Annotated in this window: 16 protein-coding genes; 7 read left to right on the top strand and 9 right to left on the bottom strand. The window is 43.2% G+C overall.

What is annotated here, in order from left to right:
* Window positions 1-40 precede the first annotated feature (40 nt).
* A complete protein-coding gene (locus GRFL_RS00675; protein WP_083642576.1) occupies window positions 41-1,522 on the bottom strand; it encodes a SusD/RagB family nutrient-binding outer membrane lipoprotein in 1,482 nt (493 codons plus the stop codon).
* 10 nt (window positions 1,523-1,532) lie between these two features.
* Window positions 1,533-4,667: a SusC/RagA family TonB-linked outer membrane protein gene (locus GRFL_RS00680; RefSeq protein WP_083642578.1), complete on the bottom strand. Its 3,135-nt coding sequence runs from the start codon at window positions 4,665-4,667 to the stop codon at window positions 1,533-1,535.
* A gap of 260 nt (window positions 4,668-4,927) precedes the next feature.
* Here GRFL_RS00680 and GRFL_RS00685 point away from each other — a divergent pair, with 260 nt between their 5' ends.
* Window positions 4,928-5,386 carry a hypothetical protein gene (locus GRFL_RS00685; protein ID WP_083642580.1) on the top strand — a complete coding sequence of 153 codons (459 nt, stop codon included), beginning with the start codon at window positions 4,928-4,930 and terminating at the stop codon, window positions 5,384-5,386.
* On the opposite strand, the gene GRFL_RS00690 is transcribed toward GRFL_RS00685, so the two are convergent.
* From GRFL_RS00690 to GRFL_RS00710, 5 genes are all read right to left on the bottom strand, one after another.
* Window positions 5,367-6,209: a CvfB family protein gene (locus GRFL_RS00690; RefSeq protein WP_083642582.1), complete on the bottom strand. Its 843-nt coding sequence runs from the start codon at window positions 6,207-6,209 to the stop codon at window positions 5,367-5,369. The two genes, GRFL_RS00685 and GRFL_RS00690, sit on opposite strands and share 20 nt — an antisense overlap.
* An 83-nt stretch (window positions 6,210-6,292) precedes the next feature.
* Window positions 6,293-6,637, bottom strand: coding sequence for a DUF2853 family protein (locus tag GRFL_RS00695; protein WP_083642584.1), 345 nt, complete (start codon window positions 6,635-6,637; stop codon window positions 6,293-6,295).
* Window positions 6,638-6,700: 63 nt separating this feature from the next.
* Window positions 6,701-8,434 (bottom strand): 2-succinyl-5-enolpyruvyl-6-hydroxy-3-cyclohexene-1-carboxylic-acid synthase, encoded by a 1,734-nt coding sequence (gene menD, locus GRFL_RS00700; RefSeq protein WP_083642586.1) that lies wholly within the window; start codon window positions 8,432-8,434, stop codon window positions 6,701-6,703.
* 50 nt (window positions 8,435-8,484) lie between these two features.
* Window positions 8,485-9,627: a chorismate-binding protein gene (locus GRFL_RS00705; protein WP_236995852.1), complete on the bottom strand. Its 1,143-nt coding sequence runs from the start codon at window positions 9,625-9,627 to the stop codon at window positions 8,485-8,487.
* Entirely contained in the window at window positions 9,627-10,049 is a 423-nt protein-coding gene (locus GRFL_RS00710) for a PaaI family thioesterase (RefSeq protein WP_083642590.1), read from the bottom strand. The genes GRFL_RS00705 and GRFL_RS00710 overlap by 1 nt, the downstream gene beginning before the upstream one ends.
* A gap of 45 nt (window positions 10,050-10,094) precedes the next feature.
* On the opposite strand from GRFL_RS00710, the gene GRFL_RS00715 reads away from it, so the two are divergent.
* From GRFL_RS00715 to eutC, 4 genes are all read left to right on the top strand, one after another.
* A complete protein-coding gene (locus GRFL_RS00715) occupies window positions 10,095-10,730 on the top strand; it encodes an alpha/beta hydrolase (protein WP_083642592.1) in 636 nt (211 codons plus the stop codon).
* Window positions 10,731-10,799: 69 nt separating this feature from the next.
* The gene (locus tag GRFL_RS00720; protein WP_083642594.1) at window positions 10,800-12,059 is read left to right on the top strand and encodes an NRAMP family divalent metal transporter; all 1,260 of its coding nucleotides are present in this window, start codon (window positions 10,800-10,802) and stop codon (window positions 12,057-12,059) included.
* 92 nt (window positions 12,060-12,151) lie between these two features.
* On the top strand, window positions 12,152-13,516 hold the full coding sequence (locus GRFL_RS00725) for an ethanolamine ammonia-lyase subunit EutB (RefSeq protein ID WP_083642595.1): 1,365 nt from the start codon (window positions 12,152-12,154) through the stop codon (window positions 13,514-13,516).
* Entirely contained in the window at window positions 13,516-14,265 is a 750-nt protein-coding gene (eutC, locus tag GRFL_RS00730) for an ethanolamine ammonia-lyase subunit EutC (RefSeq protein WP_083642597.1), read from the top strand. The genes GRFL_RS00725 and eutC overlap by 1 nt, the downstream gene beginning before the upstream one ends.
* Before the next feature lie 53 nt (window positions 14,266-14,318).
* Here the strand turns inward: eutC and GRFL_RS17950 are convergent, their stop codons facing one another.
* Window positions 14,319-14,684: a hypothetical protein gene (locus tag GRFL_RS17950; protein ID WP_139839246.1), complete on the bottom strand. Its 366-nt coding sequence runs from the start codon at window positions 14,682-14,684 to the stop codon at window positions 14,319-14,321.
* A 106-nt stretch (window positions 14,685-14,790) separates the two neighbouring features.
* Complete coding sequence (gene dnaK, locus GRFL_RS00740; protein ID WP_083642600.1) at window positions 14,791-16,722, bottom strand: molecular chaperone DnaK; 1,932 nt, start codon at window positions 16,720-16,722, stop codon at window positions 14,791-14,793.
* A gap of 216 nt (window positions 16,723-16,938) precedes the next feature.
* Between dnaK and GRFL_RS00745 the strand changes: the two genes are divergently transcribed.
* The gene (locus GRFL_RS00745) at window positions 16,939-18,372 is read left to right on the top strand and encodes an L-serine ammonia-lyase (protein ID WP_083642602.1); all 1,434 of its coding nucleotides are present in this window, start codon (window positions 16,939-16,941) and stop codon (window positions 18,370-18,372) included.
* A gap of 2 nt (window positions 18,373-18,374) precedes the next feature.
* Entirely contained in the window at window positions 18,375-19,061 is a 687-nt protein-coding gene (locus GRFL_RS00750; RefSeq protein WP_083642604.1) for a CPBP family glutamic-type intramembrane protease, read from the top strand.
* The last annotated feature ends 74 nt before the right edge of the window (window positions 19,062-19,135 follow it).

Consider the following 19,135-nt stretch of genomic DNA (forward strand, 5'->3'; position numbering starts at 1 on the left):
ACGAAGTATTGCAGCAGTTCTTATCATTGGTTAGATTACTTTACTCGGCGTCCCACCAGACCGGTGTCACAGGAGTTTCCTGGTTTGCCAGTACCACGTCGCCGTTTCGGTTCAATTCAGTAGAAGGATAGGTCGCTCTTCGGAACCACATACCGGCGTAATCACCGCTTTCACCTTCAGATTCACGAACAGTAAGACCGGTAAATACGTCATCTGAAAAATCATATCTTCTGAAGTCCACAAAAGTTTCCGGATTTAGGAAATTATGGATATATTTTTCTTTCATAATGTGATTGAGCATCAGATTGTCCATTCCCACATCTACAGCAGGATCGTCCAAATAAGCGCTTCCATCCACCCCATATTTTGCCATACTGGCTCTGATCCCTTCCAGGTATGCCTCATAACCTTCAGCAGTTGTTCCAGCACTTGTTGTGGTTCCTCCATTAGCCAGAAATTCTGCTTCCGCCTTGATAAATTGGGCTTCCGCATAAGTGATCACTACGATCGGCGCATCTGCACGGGTATAATAACCGCCTTCAACAAACTGGACGTTTCCAGGAGTACCATCAGGAGAAACTCCTCCGGCCCCACTAACATATCCTTTCCACTCGGTGTCTTCGTCGTTATCAATCGTTCCGAAAACCGGTAAACGCGGATCGATCTCGAGAGCGTCGCTTTCAAATGGGTAATAATCTCCGTTCATCATGCTCACGATCTGGCTGGCAAGATCATTATGAAAATTCCCGGTATTCCTGGCAAGGATTTCCGTAGAATATCTTGGATTGATACTTCTATCATCGTAAAACATCTGGAAATCATCATCATTGGAAGTAAACCCGTTTTCAATACTTGTTAAAACATCCTGAGGGGAAGTGACTCCTTTATTCACCAAATGCAACTGGTAACGAGCCTTGAGGGTATAGGCGGCTCTGAGCCACTTATCCAGGTCACCGTTATAGATCAGGTCTTCACTACCCAGGCTTATCCCAGAATCATCGGTACTTTGAAGGGCACTGATTGCCCCATCCAGCAAGGCAAACAACTGGTCGTAGGCTTCCTGCTGGGTGTCAAAGGAAGGGAATAAATTATCATCGCCCATCGATGCTTCAGATAGTGGAATATCATCCCAGGTATCGGTCGCGATACCAATATTCATGGCCTTCAGAATATCAGCTACCGCGCCGTAATGAATCGCCCCAGAAGCTTCGGCTTTTTGTTTGATCACATCGATATTCGGAAAGGAATACAGGTATACGTTGGACCAAAGCCCGGAAGCCGTGGTTTCACCGGAAGCAGTTCCTCCCTGCCCCACGAAATACTGCGTATAATTTCCGAAGGTCAACTCTGCCGAATACTGCCCTTCCACAGTCCGGAAAATCACCGGAGCCAGCAGGTCATTAATTCGCAGCTGGTCCAGGTCTGCCGTGCCGGAGGGCGTATTTACGTCAAAATAATCGTCACTGCAGGAAAAGCTTCCCACGAGCGCTATTAAACAACATATTTTATAAAAAGTCTTCATAATCAATTTTTTAAAATCCTAATTTAAATCCTACAGAATAGATCTGTGACAGTGGCGTACTCAAACCTGCAAATCCATAAACGTTACTTCCCGCACTGTACTGATTTCCTTCCGGATCGTACCCATCGTAAGGCGTCCAGACAAGGATATTCTGAGCACTCGCTGAAACTGACAGTCTCTCGGCATGCAGCGCGCTAAGAATGCTTCCTTTGAAATCGTAACCTAAAGAAATATTTCGGAGTTTCACCCAGGAAGCATCCTGAACAAGGATTTCAGCAGCCCTATTGTAAGCTGTCGAACTTCTGTAGTAATCCTGATCGATCAATACTTCTGTGGTATTGGTGGTATAACCTCCATTGCCATCGTCCATTACTCCATCAAATACCGTGGTCTGATCGCGGAATTCAGTCACCTTCAGAATACCATTTCGAAGGGCATTTCTTCTTCCTGAATCATATAGGTCACCGCCTTTTTTCCATTCTACCAGGAAGTCGAAGGTAATTCCTTTAAAATTTAATCGGTTACCCAGGGAAGCGATAAAATCTGGAAAAGCATTTCCAACTTTCACTCTTTCATCTAGATTGATCACGGGGAGACCATTTTCATCAATATAGCGCTCGCCATTTTCATATCTCCAGGTGTATCCATAAAGGGACCCCAGACGGTCTCCATCACGAATTTCAGAAGTGATTCCGGCAAAACCGGCATCAGCGAAGATCAGTGCTTCTATATCTTCCGGCAATTCTACCACTTCTCCACGGTTGGTCGAGAAGTTCAGGTAGGTTTCCCATTTGAGATCATCATTATTCAAAATATCATAGGAAATCAAAAGTTCATGGCCCCAGGATTTGAATTTCCCGGCATTTCTTACGATTCCTGAAAGCCCGGTAGAGTATGCCGTTCCAACTGTGAAAATCTGGTTATTAACGGTGGTTTGATAATACGCATAATCAAAACGCAAACGATTACTGAAAAAGCGAAGATCGGCACCTAGTTCAAAAGAACGGTTCTTTTCTGGCAACAGCATTGGATCTCCAATAGACGTATCGGCACGGTAGCCACCGGTTCCTCCAAACGGGAAATTTCCATCAGAAACATAATAGCTTCCAACCTGGCCAAATAATGGCCCTTTTCCTACTTCCGCCCAGGAAGCTCTCAATTTACTGAATGACAATAAATCGCTATTCTCGTCAATCAGGTTGTGGAAATCATAAGCCAAACTTACCGATGGATAAAAGAACGATCTGTTTTCCTTCGGAAGAGTGGATACCCAGTCATTCCTACCAGTTACGGTTAAGAACAGCTCATTTTTATAATCCATTTTCAGCTCCCCGAAGACACCTACGTTCCTGATCTGTGATTCGGTCTTATTTCCGAAGATATTGATCGTATTAGAAATATCGTTAATACCAGGTACATTCAGCGTCTCTCCCCTTATGTAAGCATAATCTCTTTTGGTATCAGAAATCTGGTTACCCAGCGTCAAGGAAGTATTGAAGTCATCACTCCAGTCTTTCGTGAAATTCACCAGGAAGTTGGATTCCAGGCCAAGAAAATCATTGTATTGCTCCAACACAAAACCACCTACCTGTGATCCCACGTCCAAATCTGGTGGAACGAAGCGGTTTCTTCTATCAGAATAATTATCGATCTGGGCAGAATAGGTCAGGTTTACCCAATCACGAGGATTCCAGTTAAGGGAAATATTCCCGATCCAGCGATTCACATCATCCTTCAACGGACTTTTTTCCAATAAATATCTCGGGTTATCGATCACCCCAAACGAGTAATTTCGCTGAGAACCATCTGCATTCTGATAATCATTGATCGGGAATGTAGCCGAATAATAAGAAAGGGAACTAAAAACCGATTTATCTCCACCATTTCCTCTCGCTCCACCGCTATTGGCATAAGTAAGAGAGGTGTTGATGTTGAAATTATCTGTGGCCTGGTAACCGGCCTTTAAGCGAAGGTTCGTTTTGTCATAATAAGTATTTGGCAACACTCCTTCTTCACTGTCGTTACCTACAGAAAAGTAATAATTCATTTTTTCGGTAGCACCGCTCATGCTCAGGTCAAGCTGTGTAAGCACCCCGGTTCTGAAAAGGTCGTAAGGATCGTAGAATTGATCGTCTGAAAGATCGATTACCGTCCCGTCATCCATCGTATAGGAATCATCGCTGTAGCGCGGCCCCCAGGAATAGAAAGAAGTTCCTCCAAGCCGGGTAAAACCGGATTCTGTTTCTGGAGTGTATAAGGTTCGTGGTGCACCGCTATATCCTTCCCGATAGGTCTTTTGCAATTCCGGAGTTTGTACAATGTCTTTAAAACTGGTAGAAGCCGAAAAATTGATCTTCGGTTTTCCTAATTTTCCTTTTTTAGTAGTGATGACAATTGCCCCGTTTGCCGCACGAACACCGTATAAAGCTGTCGCAGCGGCGCCCTTTAGCACGTTAAACGACTCGATATCTTCCGGGTTCAAATCGGCAGCACGGTTTGTGAATGAAAATTGTTCCGCACTGCTCGGAGAGTTCGATCCTGCGCTCGGTCTCACATCTCCGGAAAAAGTACTGTTATCCATCGCCAGCCCATCGATTACGATCAGTGGCTGGTTGCTACGTTGTGGGTTAATGGAAGTAATTCCCCTGATCAGGATATCCACTCCACCACCAGCGGTACCGGAACTTTGATTGATCTGTACCCCGGCAACACGCCCCTGTAATCCCTGGATGGCGTTGGTATTACCGGTCATATTCACATCTTCGGCTTCTACCTTGGATACCGAATATCCCAGGGAACGAGTATCGCGCTCAATACCGAAAGCGGTAACAACTACCTCGCTCAGCGCATTTTCATCTGGCGCCAGGCTAACGTCTAAGGTTCTACCGGTCACGGGCACTTCTTTTGCTGTGTAGCCTACAAAAGAAAAAATCAGCGTACTGCCATCTGGCGCACTGATCGAATACATCCCGTCATAATCGGTTGTGGTTCCTGAATTCGTGCCCTTTAGCTGAATGGTCACCCCAAACATGGGCATTCCATTTTCGTCGGTCACTTTACCCTTTACAGCCGTTTCCTGTGCGCTTAGTAAAAAACTGAATAAGGTAAAAAAGACGACAAAAAATGAAGTAATTCTTTTTGTCATAATGTTGAAATTGGTTAAGGTGTTTGAGTAAATATATGTAAATTTAATGTTAAATTAAGGAGATATTTGCTGCTTTTCTTAACGTTATTCTATTTTTTATGAATAAAAGAATATTATTCATAAAAGTATTCGGAAGTTAAAAATCTTAGTCTATAAATTGAATTATTCCCATTTCTGCATCTTACGGAAGCCTTCGAAATTTAAATTGAAAAATTCCGTTATTTTAGCACAATCTTTGATCGCATACTGAAAACCGAAAAATGAGAGCTTTCCTTTTTATTATTTTCATCTTTGCCAGTTTTAGCATTCAGGCCCAGGAGTACGAGCGCTGGAACCGAGAAGATTTTGAGATCAACAGGAAGGAAATCGGGATTTCGTGGAAAGATTTTGCCTTCAGCTGGCAAACGCCTACTTATTTCGAATTGCCAGATGGCAATTTCCTGGACAGTGATCCTTACGGGCAACGCAAGCAGGTGGATATGCTTGCCGCGATGGATGAGATCAATAGAAAAAAGAGCCAGGACGCTCCCAATTTCACCTCTCCGCTTTCCATTCCGAAGCGGGAGAAAAAATCATTTGAAGTGCAGGTAAATTCCTTCGGAAGGGATGATAACAGTACGTATATCAATCCTTTTGTAGCGCCAACACTGAATCCATATGGATCTTCCAGGTTCAGGAACAGCTATTCTCCTTTCCGCACTACTTATTTTCAGAATTAAGATAAATCCCGTCCTTTCGAATTTCGATCAGGCGTTGTTTATACAGCGTACCGATAGCTTTCTTGAAACTTTTTTTGCTCATTCCAAGTGTCTGGTAGATCAATTCAGGATCAGACTTATCTGAAAGTTTCAGAACCCCACCACTTTCCTGAAGTTTTTCCATGACCTTATCCGCATTGGGTTCAATACTTCGATAACCAGGACGCTGCAAGGTCACATCGATCTTATTGTCTTCTCGGATCTTTTTGATATAGCCTTTCAATTCATCACCTTCATAAAGGTTCTTGAAAACCTCATCCTTATAGATCAGCCCCAGATGAAGCTGGTTGATAATGACTTTATAGCCCAGATCGGTTTTGTTGCTAATGATCAGGTTCACTTCTTCAAAGGGCTCCACACTCAACTCCTCATTATCGAGAAATGCGTGCACTTTTGAGGAAGCCGCCAAACGATTGGTCTCCAGATCAAGATAACAGAAAACAAGATAGCTTTCCCCTGCAACCATGGGCACTACCTGTTCTTTAAACGGAACGAACAAATGTTTTTCCAGGCCCCAGTCCAAAAACGCCCCAACCTGGCTCACTTCTGCACATTTCAGACTTCCAAACTGATCCAGTTTTATGTAAGGTTTCAAATTTGTGGCAACTGGTCGTTCTTCGTGATCCAAATAAACAAATACTTCAATTTCATCACCGGCTTTCAAACCTTCAGGAACATATTTATTGGGCAACAACACCTCCTCTTCCTGTTCATTTTCCAGATAAACGCCAAAATCTGTAGCGCGGCTCATTTTCAACATGTGATATTCTCCAATTTGAATCATCCTGATAATTTTGTGCAAAGATCATATAAAAAAATCCGCTTTCGGAAAGAAAACGGATTTTTTCAAAATACTATCAAATACTATTATTTGTAAATGCTTTCTTTTTTGAAATGCTTGGTCAACAGGTAATACACCACTACGCGATACTTGTTGCGGTTGGATTTCCCGTACTTTTCGATAACCTGGTTCAGCGCGTCTTCTGCCTTGCCTTCATCAGTGATTCCTAATTTCTTCATGATGAAGTTCTTTTTAACCGTGTTCATCTCACCCTCGCTGGAAGAGGAAACGGTTTCGGCATCAGCCTTGTAAATACTAGGCCCCTGAGCTTTGGCAATTTTACGTACCAGATCCACATCAGGATTGCTTTCGCCTACTTTACTTTTAAGGTCATCTATGTACTGACCAACTTTTTCATCTAGCTTACTCATGATTTAATTTTTTAGTTGCCATACAATATACCAAAAATGCCAATTAAAATGAATACGCCAGTTTTAACTTTTCATAAAATTGAAATATTCGAGCAGGATTTGATCATTTACGGTTCTTGGTGTAAAGATCTCAAGCAGCACCGGCGCATCGCTTTCGCCAAAGAAATCTCCCATGTTTTTGGCGACCTCCTCTTCGTTCTGGGCCCGGCGATATTCCAGACCATACATCTCACAAAGAGGCCTCGCGTTCAGGTTATGAACAGTTTCAAAATAGGTATCGAAATTTTCAGAATTCTTATTTCCCGGAAGAATACGGAAAATCCCACCACCCTGGTTGTTCAACACGATAATTCTGAAATTCTTCGGAATATAATTGTTCCATAAAGCATTGCTGTCATAGAAAAAACTAAGATCACCGGTGATGAGCAGAACAGGATCATCCTGCGCCACGGCAGATCCCACAGCAGTTGAAACCGTACCATCTATCCCGCTGGTCCCGCGATTGCAGAAAATCTTAAAGGTATGGTCCCATTCGAAAAGCTGCGCATAGCGAATGGTCGAGCTGTTCCCAAACTGGATAACCGAATTTTCCGGAACCTTCGGAACGATCAACTGCATGGCTTTCAGATCAGAATAGGCAATTTCAGCCATATATTCTTCATGGCGTTTTTGGCGCTTTTGCCTGATGTCTTTCCAGAAACTGGCATAATCACTTTCCACCAGTTCCGTAGCGGGCAAAAATTCCGTAAAGAACGAATTGATCTCGGTCTCAAAATGCTTATTCAGGCAGAAGAACGTATTGTATGCTTTTTTGGAATCTACATGCCAGTGATTCACCGGGTTATAATTTCGCAAAAAGGCTTTGATCTTTTTGGAAACGATCATCCCACCGAACGTAAGCAGGATATCCGGCTGCAGTTTTCGGAACAAACCTTCGCGGTCCTGGTCTTTTTCAATGGGACCAATCAGCGTATCGATTCGCGTAAAGAAATCGTCCTGGTGGAGATTGGAAGTGGTTTCAGTAAACACGATCACGCTGGGATCTTTTGCCAGCTGATCTAAAAATTGCTGTTCCACCACATTGGGCTGTGCCACTCCTACCAGTACCAGTTTTCTCCGGGCGCGGTTCCAAACATCAATATAAGGCTGCAACTGGTTTTGAGTATAATATCTTTCTTTGATCTCTGGAAAAATCTGCAACGGCCGCACTTCCATATTGTCTACCGTATCATACAAAGGCTCATAGAACGGCACGTTGATATGCACTGGCCCCATCTCTTCGATTGCCTTGTTCAGTGCCAGATTGACCTCGCGCTCATTATGTTTTTGGGCTTCAAATTGCTTTTGCTGAAGTTTTGGATCCAGGTTTTCTCCTTCCAGCACCAATTCAGAATACAGATTCGCCGAATATAAAATATGGTTTTCAAAAACGTTCTTTTGCCGTATGGTTTGACCATCGCCAATATCAATGCGCTCAATGGGGCGATCTGCGGAAATGACCACCAGCGGGATATCGCTGTAAAATGCTTCTGCTATCGCAGGATAATAATTCAGCAATGCCGACCCTGAAGTACATACCAAAGCAACCGGTTTTCCAGTTTGCTGAGCCATTCCCAGGGCAAAGAATGCTGCACAGCGCTCGTCGACGATGCTGTACGCTTCAATTTCAGAATGATGTGTAAATCCTATGGTTAAGGGCGCATTCCTGGATCCAGGAGAAATTACGACGTGTTTGATGTCTTTTGCAACACAAAGGGCCACCACCGAGCGGGCCACGGGAATCTTGGAATATTTCATATTAGCCCAAAATTACAATTTCATGGGAATTCTATTGAACGCTTTGAGGCTTATTTAACAAGAACCGATTTCATGGTCTGTGCCTTATTCACGGTTTCCATCCATTCGTGAGCAGGATCACTGTCCCTCGTAATTCCGCCGCCAATATAGATACGCGCATCGCCGTCTTTTAATTTCATACAGCGCAGGTTCACGTACAAACTGGTTTGTTTCAGAATAGCCGAAAATTGCTGATTTTCCTGGTTTCTCCTGTTCCCATTTCGTTTTTTCTCGGTCTTAAAATTTAATTCTCCTAAAAACCCAGAATAATATTCCCGGTCATAATGTTCATGTTTTTGGATAAATTCCAGGGCTTCCTTCCTTGGCAAACCACAAACGGCGGGAGTAGGATGTAAAGCTTCGATCAACTTCGACTGGTCTTCAGCCTGACTTACTTTTCCGGAAATATCGGTACGAATATGCAGGAGAGTCCCGGCATGAGCTGAATAAGGTTTGGAGATCTCCCCAATCTTAATTTCCGGCAAGCCTTCCAAAGCATTCAGAATAAAATCGGTGACCAGCAGCTGCTCTTCCAATTCTTTTTGTCCCCATTCTATTTGTTCCTGTCCTTTGTTTACCTGTGTTCCGGCCAATGCCATGGTTTCAAACCTGTCACGCTCCACCTGCAGCAAGGTTTCAGGAGTAGCACCCATCCAAAGACCAGTCTTGGGGTGAAACCAGCAGTAAACAAAAGCTTCCCGATATTTCTGAAGCAATTTTTTAAAAATGGGCATCGGGCTTGGATCATTGAGCTCGACCAGCTCCGATCTGGAGAGCACAACCTTCCGAAAACGCTGATCCCGAATGGCATCAATTCCTTTCTGAACCAGCAATTCATGATCTTTCTGGTCTTCTTCTGCCCCCACATAACTCCCTTCGTAATCACTGCTCGTCTCCTCATCTGTAATCAATACTTCAGCCAGTTCAAACTGAATGGTTTCCGAGGTATTTTGCGGAATCAAATAAGTCTTACCATTCCGGTCGAAAGGAGCAAAAACAAATCCGTTTTCGCTAAAATCAGTTAGTTCATGAGCGGTGTAATCCTGCTGTAAAAGCAAATTAGCAAGTGCCTGTCCCGGTTTACGATAGCAAACAAAAGCCTTTTGTGCCTTGAGTTGCTGCTGTATTTTTTGAAAAAAATCTTCTTTCGTCATTATTTCTTTTCTTTCGGAAGGGCAATCGTGGTTAGTTTCACCAGTGAAATCAAATTATCGGCTTCATCGGTAATCCTGATCTCCCAAAGCTGGGTCGTTCTTCCGCGATGAATAAAACTGGCGCGGGCATACACGAAACCTTCACGAACGCTCTTCAGATGGTTGGCAGAAATCTCGATCCCCCGAATGAAAAATTCCTCCGTATTCAAAAAAACATAACTTGCCATACTGCCAACACTTTCGGCCAGGACCACGGAAGCACCACCGTGCAGGACGCCATCTGGCTGATGCACCTTTGAAGTTACGGGCATTTTCGCGATCATATAATCTTCGCCGGCATCCACAAATTCGATCCCCAGCGTTTCCATCAGTGTATTTTTACAGGCTTTTTCTGAAAGTTGGAGAATTTCTTCTTTCGTCATCGTTTTAAGATTGATTACTTTGTAAAAATACAAAACCCGAAAGAGATGAGCAGCGAGAAATCGGTTTCTTACCAGATCAGCAACACGTATTCTACTCTAAATGAGCGCACCGCCCACACGAAAAATATCTGGCTTGTTTTCCACGGAATTGGTTATTTGAGTCGGTATTTCTTACGCCACTTTCAACATTTGAATACTGATGATAACTATATCATTGCACCTCAGGCCCATTCAAAATTTTACCTGAATGGGGAATATCGTCATGTTGGTGCTTCCTGGCTTACCCGTGAAAATCTTGAAGAAGGTATTGAAAATATGCTGAATTACCTGGACGCTGTCTTTGAAGCTGAAAAATTAAAAGATGCTGAAAATCTACATATTCTTGGGTATTCGCAGGGAGTTTCGGTTGCCACCAGGTTCGTGGCACGCAGACGAATAAACTGCCAAAAGCTGATCATGCATTCCGGGAAAGTTCCGCAGGAATTAACTTCGGAAGATTTTAATTTTTTGAAGAATACCGAATTCGCTTTTCTCTACGGAAAAAATGACGAATACCTGAAAAATGGCATTATTGAAGTGGAAGAAAACCGACTCGCCGAACTCTTTCCGAAGAACCTGGAAATTCTGGCTTATGAAGGAGGGCATGAAGTAAATTCCGAACTGATCGCTAAATTCGCTTAATTTGAAGGATTTTTTACAATTACAGTCACTTAAAAAACGGCAAAAATCGCATAACATATTGCAGCGCATATGAGCATATTTTCAAAATCTGATTCTGTATTTAAGACGCTTGGCCCAGGATTTCTTCTGGCCGGGGCAGCTATCGGAGTTTCACATCTGGTTCAGGCGACTCGCGCTGGTGCCGATTATGGTTTTTTACTCTTTTGGGTTCTAATACTTGCCTGCGTTACAAAATATCCTTTTCTAGAATTCGGGCCTCGGTATGCTGCCGGCACCGGGAATCACATGATCACAGGTTACCGAAAAATGGGGAAATTCCCCTATTTCACATTTATCGCAATTACCGTAGGAAGCATGTTTATTATTCAGGCTGCGGTGACGATCGTGACAGCTGGTCTGGCCGAACGGCTATTCGGGATGGGTTGGTCTGGCTTTACCTGGAGCTTTTTGATCATCGGTGCCTGTATCGCTTTATTGCTGATTGGGAAATATCCGGCGCTGGATAAAACCATGAAATTTATTGTGAGCCTTCTAGGTTTAGCAACACTCACAGCCGTATTGCTTGCTTTTGGGGATGGCAGGCTGGAGACCGCGTTACATGTAAAATCTCCCGAAGTTTGGAACGAAGCAGGCATTGCTTTTATCATTTCGTTTATGGGCTGGATGCCGATTCCACTTGACGCTGCGGTGTGGCATTCCATCTGGACCAAGGAAAAAGCCGAAAATAATCGCCGAAAAACCAGTCTCAAAGAGGCATTTTTCGACTTTAACACCGGTTACCTGGCTGCTGCGATCATCGGTTTATTATTTTTCCTGATGGGCGTGCTGGTGATGTTTGGCAGTGGCATTAGCTTTTCTGGAAATGCAGTGGAATTTTCTGGCCAGTTGATCGAGCTTTACGGCAAAACTCTTGGCAGCTGCAGCAAACCGCTTATTGGCGTAGCGGCATTCATTGCCATGTTTTCTACCACCCTGGCTGTGGCCGATGCTTTCCCCAGGGTAATTTCTGAATTGTTTGCCGAAGAAAAAGTCAGTTGGAAACCTGAGCAAAAATGGAAAACTTACAAATTGAATGTTTTTATTATTCCTATTCTTTCCCTGCTGATCCTGTTTTTCTTTAATGCCTCTTTTACAATCCTAATCGATTTTGCGACAGCCTTATCATTCATATCGGCACCCTTTCTGGCCTGGTTCAATTACCAACTGGTCACCGGCGAACAAATGCCGGAAAATGACCGGCCGGGTAAACATTACCGAATCTTCAGTTTACTCTGCCTCGCCGTTTTGATCATTTTCAACCTCATTTACCTCTATACCCTATTCAATTAAACCTCAGTATTGCATTAAATAAAACTTAAAAGGCGGTAAATCAGTTTATTCTGAAGGAAAACTTTGTACATTCCTTTTAGTTTCAGCTTGATATGGCCTATAAATACGTACTTCGCGGCAACACATACACTTTCCAGGATCTGAAGGCGGTTCTGGCTAAAGCGAGTCCGCAACGTTCCGGAGATGCGCTGGCTGGAATCGCGGCGGAAGACACTAAAGAACGTATCGCCGCTCAATATTGCCTGAGCGAAATTCCACTGAAGACATTTCTGGAAGACCTCGTCATTCCCTATGAAAATGATGAAGTAACCCGGCTCATAATCGATAGTCATGATCCTAAAGCATTTCAATCTATTTCCGGTTTAACAGTTGGTGAATTTCGCGATTACCTATTGTCCTATCAGGCCAATGGTGATACCTTGAAAAATTTGTCCCCCGGCCTGACTCCCGAAATGCTCGCGGCCGTTTCCAAAATCATGCGAAATCAGGATTTGATTGCTGTTGCTCAAAAGATCGAAGTTGTTACAAAATTCAGAAATACGGTTGGTAAAAAAGGACATTTTTCGGTTAGACTACAGCCGAACAATCCTTCAGACGACCCAAAGGGAATTGCGGCGAGTATCATCGACGGACTCATGTATGGCTGTGGTGATGCGGTGATAGGCATTAATCCGGCAACCGATAATCCGCAGGAAGTTTCAAAATTATTGAAACAATTAGATGACTTTAGGCAGCAATATGAAATTCCCACGCAAAATTGCATTTTAAGCCATGTGACCACCACGCTTGAAATTATTGAAAAAGCTCCGGTAGACCTAATTTTTCAATCCATCGGCGGAACGGAAAAGACCAATTCCTCTTTTGGAATTGACCTGAAATTACTTCAGGAAGCTTATGATGCCGGAAAGGAATTGAATCGTGGAACAGTTGGCAAGCAAATGATGTATTTCGAAACAGGCCAGGGTTCCTCACTTTCCGCAGATGCGCATCACGGCGTCGACCAGCAAACCTGTGAGGCGAGGGCCTATGCCGTTGCGAGAAAATTCGATCCGTTTCTGGTAAATACCGTGGTTGGTTTTATTGGTCCGGAATATTTATACGACGGAAAACAGATCATTCGTGCCGCGCTGGAAGATCATTTCTGCGGAAAATTACTGGGCCTTCCAATGGGATGCGATGTTTGTTATACCAACCACGCGGAAGCTGATCAGGACGATATGGATTCGCTGCTCACGCTTCTGGGAGTTGCCGGTTGTAATTATATTATGGGCGTTCCCGGTGCCGATGATATCATGCTGAATTACCAGTCGACATCCTTTCACGACGCCATGTATCTCCGAAAAGTTTTAAATAAAAGACCAGCTCCTGAATTTGAAGAATGGTTGCTGAAAATGGGCATTTTTGACGAACAGGGTTATAGAAAGGAAATCAAAGACCAACTATTGAAACTGAAGTAATGTCAAAGCAACTTTCAAATAAGAACTATTTGCAAACTGATCCCTGGGAGAATTTAAGGTCTCTTTCAAAAGCAAGAATCGCTTTGGGAAATTCTGGCGGAAGTTTGCCCACCGCAGCAGTTTTGCATTTCCAGGAAGATCATGCTTTTACCAAAGACGCCATTTATTCCGATTTAAAGGAAAAGCAACTGCTTGAACAACTAAAGGAATTTCAGCTTCCCGTTTACCAGTTTCAGACCAAGATTTCTGATAGAAAAGAATATTTAAAGCGTCCGGATCTTGGAAAAAAACTGGCAGAGAATTCAGAAGCCGAAAAAGGAAATTATGATATCCTGTTTATTCTTACCGACGGACTTGCTGCCGACGCGATTAATGAACGAGCGATTCCGTTGCTACAGGAAATTCTTCCGAAATTGAGCGAGTATAAAATCGGTTTATGCCTTGTGAAATATGGTCGGGTTGCGATTGGTGATGAGATCGCTGAAAAAATAGGATCAAAATTCACGGCAATTCTAATTGGTGAACGCCCGGGATTATCCTCTCCAAAAAGCCTTGGAGTTTATACCACGTTCCATCCCAAACCCGGAACCACCGATGAACGCCGAAACTGTATTTCTAATATCCACGAAAACGGATTGAGCGTTGAAAAAGCTTCCGAATTACTACAATACTTCATTAATGAATCTTTCCGAAGAAAATTGAGCGGGGTAAAGTTAAAAGCCGGCAACGACCATCATCTTGAAGAATAAAAAAATGGAAAATTCTCAGAAAAAGAGTTCTTCTAAATAAGTGACTTGAATGATTAAAAAATTCCTGTTTCCGGGCAGGAAAAAACAACTTCATCCTCTCTTCCGCCTTCAATAAGGTAATCATAAGTTTCCTGCTGGCTCATTTCTTTGACAACATCCCCTGTACAGTTATAAAACTTTAAGAAGTAAACTGCATCGCATAGTTCGCCTGCAGGCCTTTGATAATAAACCGTCCTTCCTTTGTAGTTGCCCTTAAAAATTTTCTGAACACAAGCGCAATTCTCGCAACACGTTTCACTAACCTGATCTTTAAAATCTTGTAGCCATTCTTCATCAGCTGTACAGGGTAAATTATCTGAATCATTAGTACATGCTATGAATAGGAAAAAGCAAAATGCGTAAAACAGAAAATTTTTCATAATGGCTAGTTTCTATTTAGATGTGATCATAAAGAAAAGGTTGCGTGAAGCCATAAAAAAACCCTCACCAAAGTGAGGGTTTTCAATTTATAATGGTCGTTTCAGATTATTTCACTTCTTCGAAGTCTACATCTTCCACGTCGTCTCCACTAGTTGCGTCTCCGCCTTCAGCGGCTCCACCCTGAGCTCCGGTAGCACCTTGTTGTGGTCCGCCGGCCTGTCCGCCCTGAGCTTCTGCCTGAGCTTTATACATCTCTTCAGAAGCAGTTTTCCATGCTTCGTTGATCTTGTCTAAAGCTGGCTGAATGGTTTCAACTTCCTTAGTTTCATAAGCTTTCTTCAACTCTTCCAACGCATCTTCAATTGGCTTTTTCTTTTCATCTGAAAGTTTATCACCAAATTCCTTCAACTGCTTTTCAGTCTGGAAGATCATTGCATCAGCCTCGTTCAGCTTATCAACTTTTTCTTTCGCTTTTTTATCGGTTTCAGCATTCGCCTCAGCCTCTTTCTTCATTTTCTCGATTTCCTCTTCGGTCAATCCAGAAGAAGCTTCGATACGAATATCCTGAGATTTACCAGTAGCCTTATCAGTAGCACTAACTTTAATGATACCATTGGCATCGATGTCAAAAGTCACTTCAATTTGAGGTGTTCCTCTTGGCGCTGGTGGGATTCCGTCTAAATGGAATCTACCAATTGTCTTATTATCTGCCGCCATTGGGCGCTCTCCCTGAAGTACGTGAATCTCAACAGATGGCTGATTATCAGCCGCAGTCGAGAATGTCTGAGACTTCTTAGTTGGAATCGTAGTATTCGCTTCGATCAATTTCGTGTTCACTCCTCCCATGGTTTCGATACCTAAAGAAAGTGGAGTCACATCCAGAAGCAATACGTCTTTAACGTCTCCGGTCAATACACCACCCTGGATAGCAGCACCAATCGCTACCACCTCATCAGGATTCACCCCTTTTGAAGGTTTTTTCCCGAAGAATTTCTCTACTTCTTCCTGAATTTTAGGGATACGGGTTGATCCACCAACAAGGATGACCTCGTCGATATCACTTTTTGAAAGCCCTGCATCATTAAGCGCTTTTTTTACTGGCTCCATAGATCTTGTTACCAGTTCCTCAGCCAATTGTTCAAATTTTGAACGAGTGATGGTCTCCACCAAGTGCTTAGGTCCACTAGCAGTAGCAGTCACATAAGGCAGGTTGATCTCTGTTTGAGAAGAAGAAGAAAGCTCTATTTTCGCTTTTTCTGAAGCTTCTTTCAAACGTTGAAGCGCCATAGGATCTTTTCTAAGATCGATATCTTCCGCTTTCTGGAAATTATCAGCCAGGTAATCAATCAATACTTCATCAAAATCATCCCCACCAAGGTGCGTATCACCATTTGTAGAAAGTACTTCAAATACTCCATCACCTAGTTCCAGAATCGAAATATCGAATGTACCACCACCAAGGTCATACACCGCGATCTTCTGATCCTGAGATTTTTTATCCAATCCGTAAGCCAGTGCCGCAGCAGTTGGCTCGTTGATGATTCTTCTTACTTTAAGACCTGCGATCTCACCAGCTTCTTTGGTAGCCTGACGCTGAGAATCATTAAAATATGCAGGTACAGTAATCACCGCTTCCGTTACATCCTGTCCCAGATAATCTTCCGCAGTTTTCTTCATTTTCTGAAGGATCATTGCTGAAAGTTCCTGAGGCGTATACAAACGACCATCCACATCTACACGTGGCGTATCGTTATCACCTTTTTTCACATCATAAGCAACTCTTCCTGCTTCTCTTTCAGACTCAGAAAATTTGTTACCCATGAACCTCTTGATAGAGGAAATCGTTTTGGTTGGGTTGGTTACTGCCTGGCGTTTTGCCGGGTCTCCTACTTTTATCTCGCCACCTTCTACGAAAGCAATCACAGAAGGAGTAGTTCTCTTACCTTCGGCGTTGGGAATTACCGTTGGCTCGTTACCTTCCATTACGGCAACACAGGAGTTGGTAGTACCCAAGTCAATTCCTATTACTTTACTCATAACTATATAACTTGTTTTATCGTTAAGTTTTCAATTTTTCAATCACTAAAAGTCAATCTTTATGCCAGCACAAATCTTATGACACCTTGTCACTTTTTCTGAAAAAGTCTGTCAATCCCAGGTTTTATAACCTGCTGAAAAAATTTTAGACTTTCTGCAATATTTGATGCGTGAGAATTACAAATCCTTATTTTTGTTTCAAAATTTAGATTCGGAATGCGAAAAATTGAATGTATCAGTGTTTTTGATATGTTGAAAGTAGGTGTCGGTCCTTCCAGTTCTCATACCTTAGGTCCCTGGCGCGCTGCTCAACGGTGGATCGCCGAACTGAAAGCGAAAGACCGGTTCGATAAAGTCGTGAATATCCACGTGGATCTTTACGGTTCCCTGAGCCTGACAGGTAAAGGTCATGCTACTGACGTTGCTACCGTTCTCGGACTTCTGGGCCATGACCCGGTTACAATGGACATTTCCATCATCGAATCTGAAATTGAAAAAATCAAGAGAACAGCTATTCTGAATTTCAACCAGGAACGCGAAATCCAGTTCACTTTTAAGGAAGACGTCAAGTTCAACCGAAAATTCCTCGAATTTCATCCAAACGGAATCACCTTTCGCGCATTGATGAACGACGGCAAAAAATGCAATTCTTCATTTTATTCTATCGGCGGCGGATTTGTGGTGAAAAAAGAGCGTAAGAACGCCAGTAAAAAGATCAAAAATTTCCAACAGTTTCCGTTTCCTATTGAAAAAGCCACTGAACTGGTGGACTATTGTAAAACCGAAAATAAAACTATTTCCGAGATCGTCCTGGAGAACGAACGTTCCCTGAGAAGCGATGAGGAGATCGATAAAGGTCTGCATCAGATCTGGGATACCATGCTGGAATCCATGTATATTGGTTGCCATACGGAAGGAACGCTTCCCGGCGGACTCAACGTGAAACGGCGCGCCTTTGAAATGCACCAGCGATTGATTGGTGAAACCAGTTATAACGATGTAAATGACTGGATACCTGCAATTCGTAATACCGAAGTCAAATTCCGCCAGATCCTGAAATGGGTTAGTTGCTTTGCGCTTAGCGTAAATGAAGTGAACGCTTCTTTAGGTCGCGTAGTAACCGCTCCTACGAACGGAAGCGCCGGAACGGTCCCTGCGGTAATGATGTATTATATGACCATTGAAAATCACGAAGCGACCTTTGAAGACCTGAAAAGGTTCATGCTGGTAGCCGGAGAAATTGGCAGTCTCTTTAAAAAGGGTGCGACCATTTCGGCAGCGATGGGCGGTTGCCAGGCTGAAATTGGCGTTTCCAGCGCCATGGCTGCCGGTGGTCTGGCTGAATTATTAGGTGGCACACCAGAGCAGGTCTTAATGGCCAGTGAGATAGCCATGGAACATCATCTTGGCTTAACCTGTGACCCTATTGGCGGTCTCGTTCAGGTTCCGTGTATCGAAAGAAATGCGATGGGAGCAATAAAAGCCATAAATGCCGCTGAAATTGCATTGGAAAGCGACGCGACAAGGGCTAAAGTGCCATTGGATAAAGTAATTGAAACGATGTGGGATACCGCAAAAGATATGAATTCCAAATACAAGGAAACATCTGAAGGCGGTTTGGCGGTAAAGGTAAATTTGAGTGACTGCTAAAAATGGAAGTGCTTTACAAACGGGACCTGGGATTCAAGATCAAAAACCTGTTCAGGAATTTTGGTTTGATGATCGCCTGCTACATCCTGTTTTTCTTCCTGATGGGCATGCTGAATGCCTATTTTCCGGAACTTGACCTGAAGCAATATCAGCAAAGTGATTTGCTGGAAACCCTTACTGAAAATCCGTTGAAATTCTTTTTCCTGGCAGTCATTCTCGCGCCGGTCGTAGAAGAAAGTCTGTTCCGCAGCCTGCTGAAACCTTCCGAACAAAATCTGAAGCTTTTTTTCTGCTCCATTCTATACATCGTTGGCCTGGTCCTCATGCCGGAAAACGCCCATTGGACTTTAAAATATTTGCTGCTATTCCTGTGTATTGCCTTTTTTTACTACGCTCTGGGGGAATTGATCCCAGAAAAGCTCATGAAAAAGATCAATTACTGGATCTATCGCAGGTACCTTTTAATCTGGATTTTTAGCGCGGTCATTTTCGGGTTTGTGCATATTTTCAATTACGTGGAAAGTTTTCAGATAGACCTCGTGCTGCTAATCATGATCTTCCCGAGGATCATTGCCGGTTTTTTCTTCGGAAAAATAAAACTGGAAAACCGTGAAATGTTCTGGCCAATAGCGCTTCACAGCCTGAATAACCTCATGGTATTCCTTGTCATGTTTCCAATCCTGGAATAGATTAACATAACCTTAAAAATAGTTCTACAGGCCATTTCGTACCTTCTGCTTTCAAAAAAATTGCAGGAAATAAG

The organism is Christiangramia flava JLT2011, assembly GCF_001951155.1.
GTDB classification, from domain to species: domain Bacteria; phylum Bacteroidota; class Bacteroidia; order Flavobacteriales; family Flavobacteriaceae; genus Christiangramia; species Christiangramia flava.

Coding starts and splice junctions, on each gene's coding strand:
- GRFL_RS00675 (WP_083642576.1), bottom strand. CDS start 1,522: ATGAAGACTTTTTATAAAATATGTTGTTTAATAGCGCTCGTGGGAAGC.
- GRFL_RS00680 (WP_083642578.1), bottom strand. CDS start 4,667: ATGACAAAAAGAATTACTTCATTTTTTGTCGTCTTTTTTACCTTATTC.
- GRFL_RS00685 (WP_083642580.1), top strand. CDS start 4,928: ATGAGAGCTTTCCTTTTTATTATTTTCATCTTTGCCAGTTTTAGCATT.
- GRFL_RS00690 (WP_083642582.1), bottom strand. CDS start 6,209: ATGATTCAAATTGGAGAATATCACATGTTGAAAATGAGCCGCGCTACA.
- GRFL_RS00695 (WP_083642584.1), bottom strand. CDS start 6,637: ATGAGTAAGCTAGATGAAAAAGTTGGTCAGTACATAGATGACCTTAAA.
- menD (WP_083642586.1), bottom strand. CDS start 8,434: ATGAAATATTCCAAGATTCCCGTGGCCCGCTCGGTGGTGGCCCTTTGT.
- GRFL_RS00705 (WP_236995852.1), bottom strand. CDS start 9,627: ATGACGAAAGAAGATTTTTTTCAAAAAATACAGCAGCAACTCAAGGCA.
- GRFL_RS00710 (WP_083642590.1), bottom strand. CDS start 10,049: ATGACGAAAGAAGAAATTCTCCAACTTTCAGAAAAAGCCTGTAAAAAT.
- GRFL_RS00715 (WP_083642592.1), top strand. CDS start 10,095: ATGAGCAGCGAGAAATCGGTTTCTTACCAGATCAGCAACACGTATTCT.
- GRFL_RS00720 (WP_083642594.1), top strand. CDS start 10,800: ATGAGCATATTTTCAAAATCTGATTCTGTATTTAAGACGCTTGGCCCA.
- GRFL_RS00725 (WP_083642595.1), top strand. CDS start 12,152: ATGGCCTATAAATACGTACTTCGCGGCAACACATACACTTTCCAGGAT.
- eutC (WP_083642597.1), top strand. CDS start 13,516: ATGTCAAAGCAACTTTCAAATAAGAACTATTTGCAAACTGATCCCTGG.
- GRFL_RS17950 (WP_139839246.1), bottom strand. CDS start 14,684: ATGAAAAATTTTCTGTTTTACGCATTTTGCTTTTTCCTATTCATAGCA.
- dnaK (WP_083642600.1), bottom strand. CDS start 16,722: ATGAGTAAAGTAATAGGAATTGACTTGGGTACTACCAACTCCTGTGTT.
- GRFL_RS00745 (WP_083642602.1), top strand. CDS start 16,939: ATGCGAAAAATTGAATGTATCAGTGTTTTTGATATGTTGAAAGTAGGT.
- GRFL_RS00750 (WP_083642604.1), top strand. CDS start 18,375: ATGGAAGTGCTTTACAAACGGGACCTGGGATTCAAGATCAAAAACCTG.